Consider the following 6995-nt stretch of genomic DNA (forward strand, 5'->3'; position numbering starts at 1 on the left):
TAAGTAAAATGCGATCGGTTGCGAAGAAATTTTATTTAAGTGTGGCGGCGCAAAACTCAGTTTATTAAAAAAGATAAAATTGCTACCAAAATTTCAAAATTTAAAGCTAAATTTCAATTAATTGTTATACAATAAAAAATATAAACTAATAATTGCTAAAGGTTAAAATTTGATGTTTTTCGGCAAAATTTTAAAATTTTACGCGCACGGATTTGCTTCGATGAAGCTTGGCAAAACGCTGTGGGCAGTGATTTTGATCAAGCTATTTATAATTTTTGTGCTACTTAAATTTTTCATTTTCGACGAAAACTTGGATTCTAAATTTAAAACCGATCAAGAAAAAATCGATTTCATCTATAAAAATTTGACTAAGGAGTAGGAATGCAAGAGCTTGCTAGCGTGGATTGGTCGAGGGCGCAGTTTGCGCTCACGGCGCTTTATCACTTTCTTTTCGTGCCCCTAACGCTGGGGCTTAGCTTTATCGTGGCGTTTATGGAGAGCCTATATGTCGCGACCGGTAAGCAGGAGTGGCTCAAGATCACTAAATTTTGGCTGCGCCTTTTCGGTATAAATTTCGCCATCGGCGTCGCGACCGGTATCATAATGGAGTTTGAGTTCGGCACCAACTGGGCGAATTACAGCTGGTTTGTCGGCGATATCTTCGGCGCGCCGCTTGCGATTGAGGGCTTGCTTGCGTTTTTCTTGGAGGCTACCTTTTTTGCGGTAATGTTCTTCGGCTGGGGCCGCGTAAGCAAGAAATTTCATCTTCTTTCAACCTGGCTCGTGGCGATCGGATCAAATTTAAGCGCGTATTGGATCTTAATTGCGAATGCTTGGATGCAAAACCCCGTCGGTACGAGCTTTAATCCCGATACGATGCGCAACGAGATGAGTAATTTTTTAGATATCGCGCTATCTCACTTCGGAGTGGCCAAATTTTTACATACCGTCGGCGGCGGCTACATTACCGCGGCGCTTTTCGTGCTTGGAATTTCGGCGTTTTATATGCTAAAAAACAAAGACTTCGCGCTTGCTAAAAAAAGCTTCATCGTAGCGGCAAGCTTCGGTATGCTAAGCTCGCTTTTCGTGCTATTTAGCGGCGACGAGAGCGCCTATCAGGTCGCGCAAAAGCAGCCGATGAAGCTTGCGGCGATGGAGGGACTGTATAAAGGCGAAGTAAACGCGGGCATCGTTGCGGCGGGAGTTTTAAATCCGAGCAAAACCGCGGGAGACGATAAGGAGCCGTTTTTGTTTGAGATTAAAGCACCTTATGCGCTAGGGCTGATGGCTACGAGAGGGCTTGATAATTTCACGCCGGGCATCGATGATCTGGTGTTTGGAAACGAAAAATTCGGCATCGAAGGCGCGGATAAAAAGATCGAAAAAGGCAAAATCGCCCTGCAAGCGCTAAAGGATTACAAGGCCGCCAAAGACGTGAATGACACCGCGGCGATGCAGCAGGCTCGCGAAATTTTATTCGGCAACCAAAATATGCAAAATTTAGGCTACGGCTACCTTGACGATGCGAAGCAGATCGTCCCTCCCGTGGCGCTTACCTTTTACAGCTTCCACGTGATGGTGGCTCTGGGAAGCTATTTTATCTTGCTATTTTTCGTAACGCTATTTTTGGCGATGCGAAAAAACCTCGCCGAATACAAGAAAATTCTATGGCTTTGCGTCTTTAGCATTCCTTTGGGATACGTCACGTGCGAAGCGGGCTGGATCGTAGCCGAAGTAGGGCGCCAGCCGTGGGCGATACAAGATCTTATGCCGGTGGGCGTCGCGGCTACTAGCCTGGCGGGGACGAACATAATGATCTCGTTCGCGCTCTTTGCGGTTTTATTTACGGTTTTATTCATAGCCGAGATAAAGATCATGCTAAAACAGATAAAGATAGGATTTTAAGATGCACGAAATTTTTCAAATTTATTGGTGGTGCGTGGTTTCGCTTCTGGGCGGAATTTTGGTTTTTATGCTCTTCGTGCAGGGCGGTCAGACGCTGCTTTTTACGCTGGCGAAAAATGAGACTGAGAAGGATTTTATAATAAATTCCATCGGCAAAAAATGGGAGCTTACGTTTACTACGCTCGTGATGTTCGGCGGGGCGTGCTTTGCGGCGTTTCCTCTGTTTTATGCGACCAGCTTCGGCGGGGCGTATTGGGCGTGGATGGCTCTGCTTTTTTGCTTCATAATCCAAGCCGTCGCCTACGAATACAGAAAAAAGCCCGATAATTTCTTGGGCGCTAAAACTTATGAAGCCTTTCTTTTCATAAACGGCTCGCTGGGCACGATCCTGCTTGGCATCATCGTCTCGACGCTTTTTAGCGGCAGCGAGTTTGCGCTGGGAGATAATAATTTCGTGCAGTGGAAAAACCCCGCTCGCGGGCTTGAAGCGCTAGCAAATCCGTTTAACTACATCTTGGGAGTTGCGCTATTTTTCTGCGCTAGGACGGGAGCGAGCTTATATTTGATGAACAATATCGCCGAGCCAGAAATGATCGCCAAGCTCAAAGCCTCGCTTAAATTTAACGCTAGCGCGTTTTTGGTTTTTTTCATCGCGTTTTTGACGTGGGTCTTGCTAAAGCAGGGCTACGCGATCGGCGCTGACGGCGTCGTAAGCCTTGAGAGCTTTAAGTATCTGCATAACTACCTAAGCCTGCCTGCGGCGCTAGTCTTGCTGCTGCTGGGCGTCGTGCTGGTGCTGGTGGGCATCGTCAAAGGCGCATTTACAAGCAGCGTGCGCGGAGTATTTTTCTACGGCGTGGGCGTCATATGCGCGGTAACGAGCGTATTTTTGATCCTAGGACTAAATCACACGGCGTTTTATCCGTCAAATTTCGACCTGCAAAGCTCGCTTTCGATAAGCAACGCAAGCTCGAGCCTCTATACGCTTAAGACGATGTTTTACGTGTCGTTTCTAGTGCCTTTCGTGCTGGGTTATATCAGCTATGTTTGGCGCGCAATGGATGCGAAGAAGCTCGATAAAGAGGGGCTTTCAAACGAGCATTATTAGGCACGCCAGCTCCAGCATGGCTTCCGCGCGCCGTGTGGCGGCGAGGCTGTGCTTTTGTGCACGGCACTGCGTGCTCTTGCGCTTAGTTAAATTTCATATCGGCGGCGCTTTTTGCGCGCCGCATTATAAAAATTTTAAGGATTAAAAATGATCAAATCTTTAGTTTTCATCGCGATTTGGATGATCTTGCTCGTAGGAAGCTATAAATTTATAAAGCTAAACATTACTCATCACGAAAAAAGCGAGCAGTAAAAGCGTAGAAATTTTAAAAGCTAGCGACCCGGGATTTCGCTTTAAATTTAGAAAGCGAAATCTAGAGCCGCAAGATACGGGCGAAATTTTATCTAGCCCTTGTAGTCGATATTTTTTTCAAACTCTTTAAGTCGCATATGGATTGAGCGAAGCTCCGTGATCGTCGTCCAGTTATCGATAAAAACGCTAAAGCTGCCGCGTACTTGGCTAAAAGCATTGCCCACTTGAATCATCACTCCAAGCGTAATCGCCTTAGTAAAAAGCCCCGGTCCCATTATGAGATAAGGCACGATAACCAGGATTTGCGAGAAAGAATTTAGCCATAAATCAAAGTAGCAGTAGTGCAAAAATAGCCTGTAATAGTTGTGCTTTAGTTTGCCAAATAGCGTCTTTGTGGTCTCTTCGCTCGCATATTCCGTCTTATTCTCCTCGGCATAAACCAGCTCTTTGCGAAACGCAGCTTCCGCCTTTTGATTGTTGTATTCAAGCCTAGGCAGAAACCAACCTACTAGCCAAGAAATTATCAGTCCGCCGATGCTTACTGCAAGTGCGATCCATACGAGAGAGCCGGGAATTTTTTTGAGCGCCTCAAAAGGTACTTTCTCGCTAAGGCTCCACAAAACGGGAATAAACGCAAAAAGAGTCATCGCCGCCGAAAGCACGCGCGTGCCGATATCTTCGATGATTTTTGAGAAGCGGTAGATGTCTTCTTGGATACGCTGCGAGCTTCCTTCGATATCTTTACTTACCTTTTTCCAGTATGAAAAATAGGAAAAGGTCATCGCCTCTCGCCATTTAAACGCCCAAATTCGCGCCACGTATCGCTCCGAAATCGCCGCCGCTACGGCAGGCATCGCTATCCATAAAAAGACCCTCATCTGCGTATAAAAATCGTTTAACGTATGACGATCTACGTTTTGACATAAATCATAAAATACGCGATACCATTCGTTGAAACGCACGCTCAGCGTAGTTTGATACCAATTAATCGCGATCAAAAATACTAGCCCTGTATATGCTAAAAGCGCCCATTTTTTGCTTTTAAAAAATGAAACGAACATTAGCGTTTCTCGGAGCTTTTTGGATTTAAAATCGCCGTAAATAGCCTATCGCTTAGCATTTGCGCGGCTTCCTGCACATCCGCGCTTTTTACTGCATTTATGCTTGCCGCGTAGCTTTTTTCGTCATAGAGCGGATAGCCGTAAAGCTCGTGCGCAGTGATATTAGCAAGCCAAAAATCATTCGTCTGCGCAGCCCTTTTGGTCGATAAAATTTGCGCTTTTTTAAAATTTGCCAGCTCGCTATCTTTTGCGCCCGAGCTTTCGATCTGCTTTAAAATTTCACTCACGCTTGCTGCAACCGCACGGGCGTCTTTCGGCTCGGTAGAAAACGATACGTTCAAGCTCGCTGCGATTTGTGGCTCACGCACATAGGCGCTATGCACCATCGCCGAGTAAATTTGTCCGCGTGCCTCGCGGATCTGCTCGACTATGCGATTGCTTAGTACGCTTTTTAACGCTTGAAATTTATAAGTGTCTGCAAAGTCGAAATTTTGCAGCTCATAGTTTGAAAAAATCATCCGAACTTCGCTTTTATCACTATCGCCGTAATCTTGCACAATCTCGCCGCTAGAAGTATTTAGCATCAAAGTTTTAGGTGTAGCGCTGCTTGTGCCTGGCTTTAGATTGCCGATATATTTGGCTAGAATTTGTTTCGCGCGCACAGGCTCGAAATCGCCGCTAAGTACGAAGATAAAATCTCCCGCACCTGAAAAAATTTCATCCGCATCGCGCTGTAAATCGGCAAGATTTGCGCTCTTTACGTCATCTACGCTAAGCGGCTGCTTGCGAGCCGTATCTCCTGAATATAGAGATTTTAAAATTTGCTCGCCGAATTTAAATTCCGCCGTCTCGTCTCGTAGCGCAATCGCCGAAAGCGCGTCGGTTTTGTATTTTGTAAGCGAGCTTGCATGAATTAGCGGCTCGCTAAATCTTGCGTAAAGCTCGCGCGCCATCGCCTCCAGATCCGCCCCTGCGCCTCTAAAACCGCAGTCCGCGTCATCCATCCTAAATCTTAGCTTATAATCAAATTTTGAAGTCAAACGTCCCGCCTCGTATTCGTTTAGCTCGCCTATGGTGCCCGAGTTTAGCAGCGCGGTTATAATTTCGCCACGAGCCTTGCCGAAATGCGCGTAGCCACCTTTTTTAACGGCTGCGAGGGCAATTTTATTTTTCTCGCTTTTAAGAGGCTTTAAAATTACCCTCGCGCCGTTTTTAAACTCCAAAATTTCAGTGCCGCTAGCGCCTTTTTGTGCTTTAAATTCCGTCTCTTTTAAATTTGCTCCCGCAAGCTGCTTGGAAGCAAGCTTCGAAGCAGCGAAATTAAACGGCACCGCTTTTTCGTAGAGCAGCTCCGCATCTTTTTGGCTAATGCCCAAATCCTTTGCAGAGATAATCTCCGTAAATCTCGCTCCATCCGTTATCTTTGAGAAAAATTTATTAACATCCGCTAGCGTTATTTCTTCTAACGCCTTGAGGCTTAGATCGTGCTCGTCTTGCTTACTAAGCTTTACATTGCCGTTTTGTACGAAATCAAGTAGTGCCCCTATTTGCGCACTTTGTGTATCGTTTTTAAGCAGATCGGCTTGCACTTGATGTTTAAATTCCGCCTTAACGCTATCAAAATCGTCATTGTTAAATCCGTGTTCGCGTACCCCTTTGATCGCGCTAAAAAGACTACTTAGCGTGGCGTTGGCGTCGAAATTAAAAATATTTGCGCTTATGCTGTATAGTCTGCGGTTTTTAAACAGATCGTCCGAGCCGAAATAGGCTTTAAGCGGAATTTTGGCATTTACATTCATCGCGTCGTATCCAAGCTCCATCAGCCTCGATACGTAGGCTTGCAGCCACTCATTTTTAAGCGCACCGTAGCTTCTTAGCGGCTCATATTTGCCTGCGTAAAGCACGCTAGCGACATTAGTGCCGAGCTCAGGTTCTACGGTGCTTGCTAGCCCGCCTTCAAATGGGCGTAGGCTAAGATCGCGCGGGATTTTTTCGCCGTGCGCAGAAAGAGAGCTAAAATTTTGCTTGATTAGGTTTTTAATCTGCTCAACGTTTACGTCGCCCACGACTATGATGCTAATGGCGCTAGGAAGGTAGTTGCGCGCATAGAATTTTTTTAGTTGCTCGCCAGTGGCGCCTTTGATGATTTCATTTTGTCCGATCGGAAAGCGTCTGGAAAATATGGAATTGGGGTATAAATATGTGGCGCGCTTTTCGTAAAAGCGCCTCTCAAAGCCTTTTTTTGCTTCTTCTAAGATGACGCCTTTTTCTTTTTGCGTTTCGTTCTCGTCAAATTTCACGCCGCCTGCATAATCGCGCAGCACCAAAAATATGTCCTTTAGTGTCTCGTCGCTCACTTGGGCTTGGATGTTGTATGTGGTATTTTCAAAGCCTGTTTGCGCATTGAGATCGGCGCCGAATTTCACTCCAAGGCGCTGCAGGGTATGAACGAGCTCGTTTTTATCGAAGTGCTCGCTGCCGTTGAATGCCATATGCTCGACGAAATGCGCAAGACCCTGCTCGTCGTCATTTTCATCGACACTGCCCGCAGCTACGTTGAGGTAAAAAAGCGCGCTATTTTTTGGCACGTCGTTTTTGAGGATATAAAATTTCACACCATTTGCCAGCTCGCCGTGCACTACGCTAGGATCGAGCTTAAGCGGCGCGTC

At 46.1% G+C, this 6995-nt stretch carries 5 protein-coding genes; 3 read left to right on the top strand and 2 right to left on the bottom strand.

From position 1 onward, the window contains the following. Window positions 1-172 precede the first annotated feature (172 nt). From Q0256_RS01035 to Q0256_RS01045, 3 genes are read left to right on the top strand one after another with little or no spacing between them, the layout of a single operon-like run. Complete coding sequence (locus Q0256_RS01035) at window positions 173-379, top strand: DUF4492 domain-containing protein (RefSeq protein ID WP_005871229.1); 207 nt, start codon at window positions 173-175, stop codon at window positions 377-379. Between the two features lie 2 nt (window positions 380-381). Then, complete coding sequence (locus tag Q0256_RS01040; protein WP_297959220.1) at window positions 382-1905, top strand: cytochrome ubiquinol oxidase subunit I; 1524 nt, start codon at window positions 382-384, stop codon at window positions 1903-1905. 1 nt (window position 1906) lies between these two features. Beyond that, entirely contained in the window at window positions 1907-3013 is a 1107-nt protein-coding gene (locus Q0256_RS01045) for a cytochrome d ubiquinol oxidase subunit II (RefSeq protein WP_297959222.1), read from the top strand. Window positions 3014-3357: 344 nt separating this feature from the next. Here the strand turns inward: Q0256_RS01045 and Q0256_RS01050 are convergent, their stop codons facing one another. Together Q0256_RS01050 and Q0256_RS01055 are read right to left on the bottom strand one after the other, a co-directional pair. Further along, window positions 3358-4326, bottom strand: a complete 969-nt coding sequence (locus Q0256_RS01050) for a putative transporter (protein ID WP_297959224.1) — start codon at window positions 4324-4326, stop codon at window positions 3358-3360. Next, the coding region (locus tag Q0256_RS01055; RefSeq protein WP_297959226.1) for a pitrilysin family protein at window positions 4326-6995 on the bottom strand (2670 nt) is incomplete at its 5' end. The genes Q0256_RS01055 and Q0256_RS01050, both read right to left, overlap by 1 nt.

The sequence above is a fragment of the uncultured Campylobacter sp. genome (assembly GCF_937949835.1).
GTDB lineage: Bacteria > Campylobacterota > Campylobacteria > Campylobacterales > Campylobacteraceae > Campylobacter_B.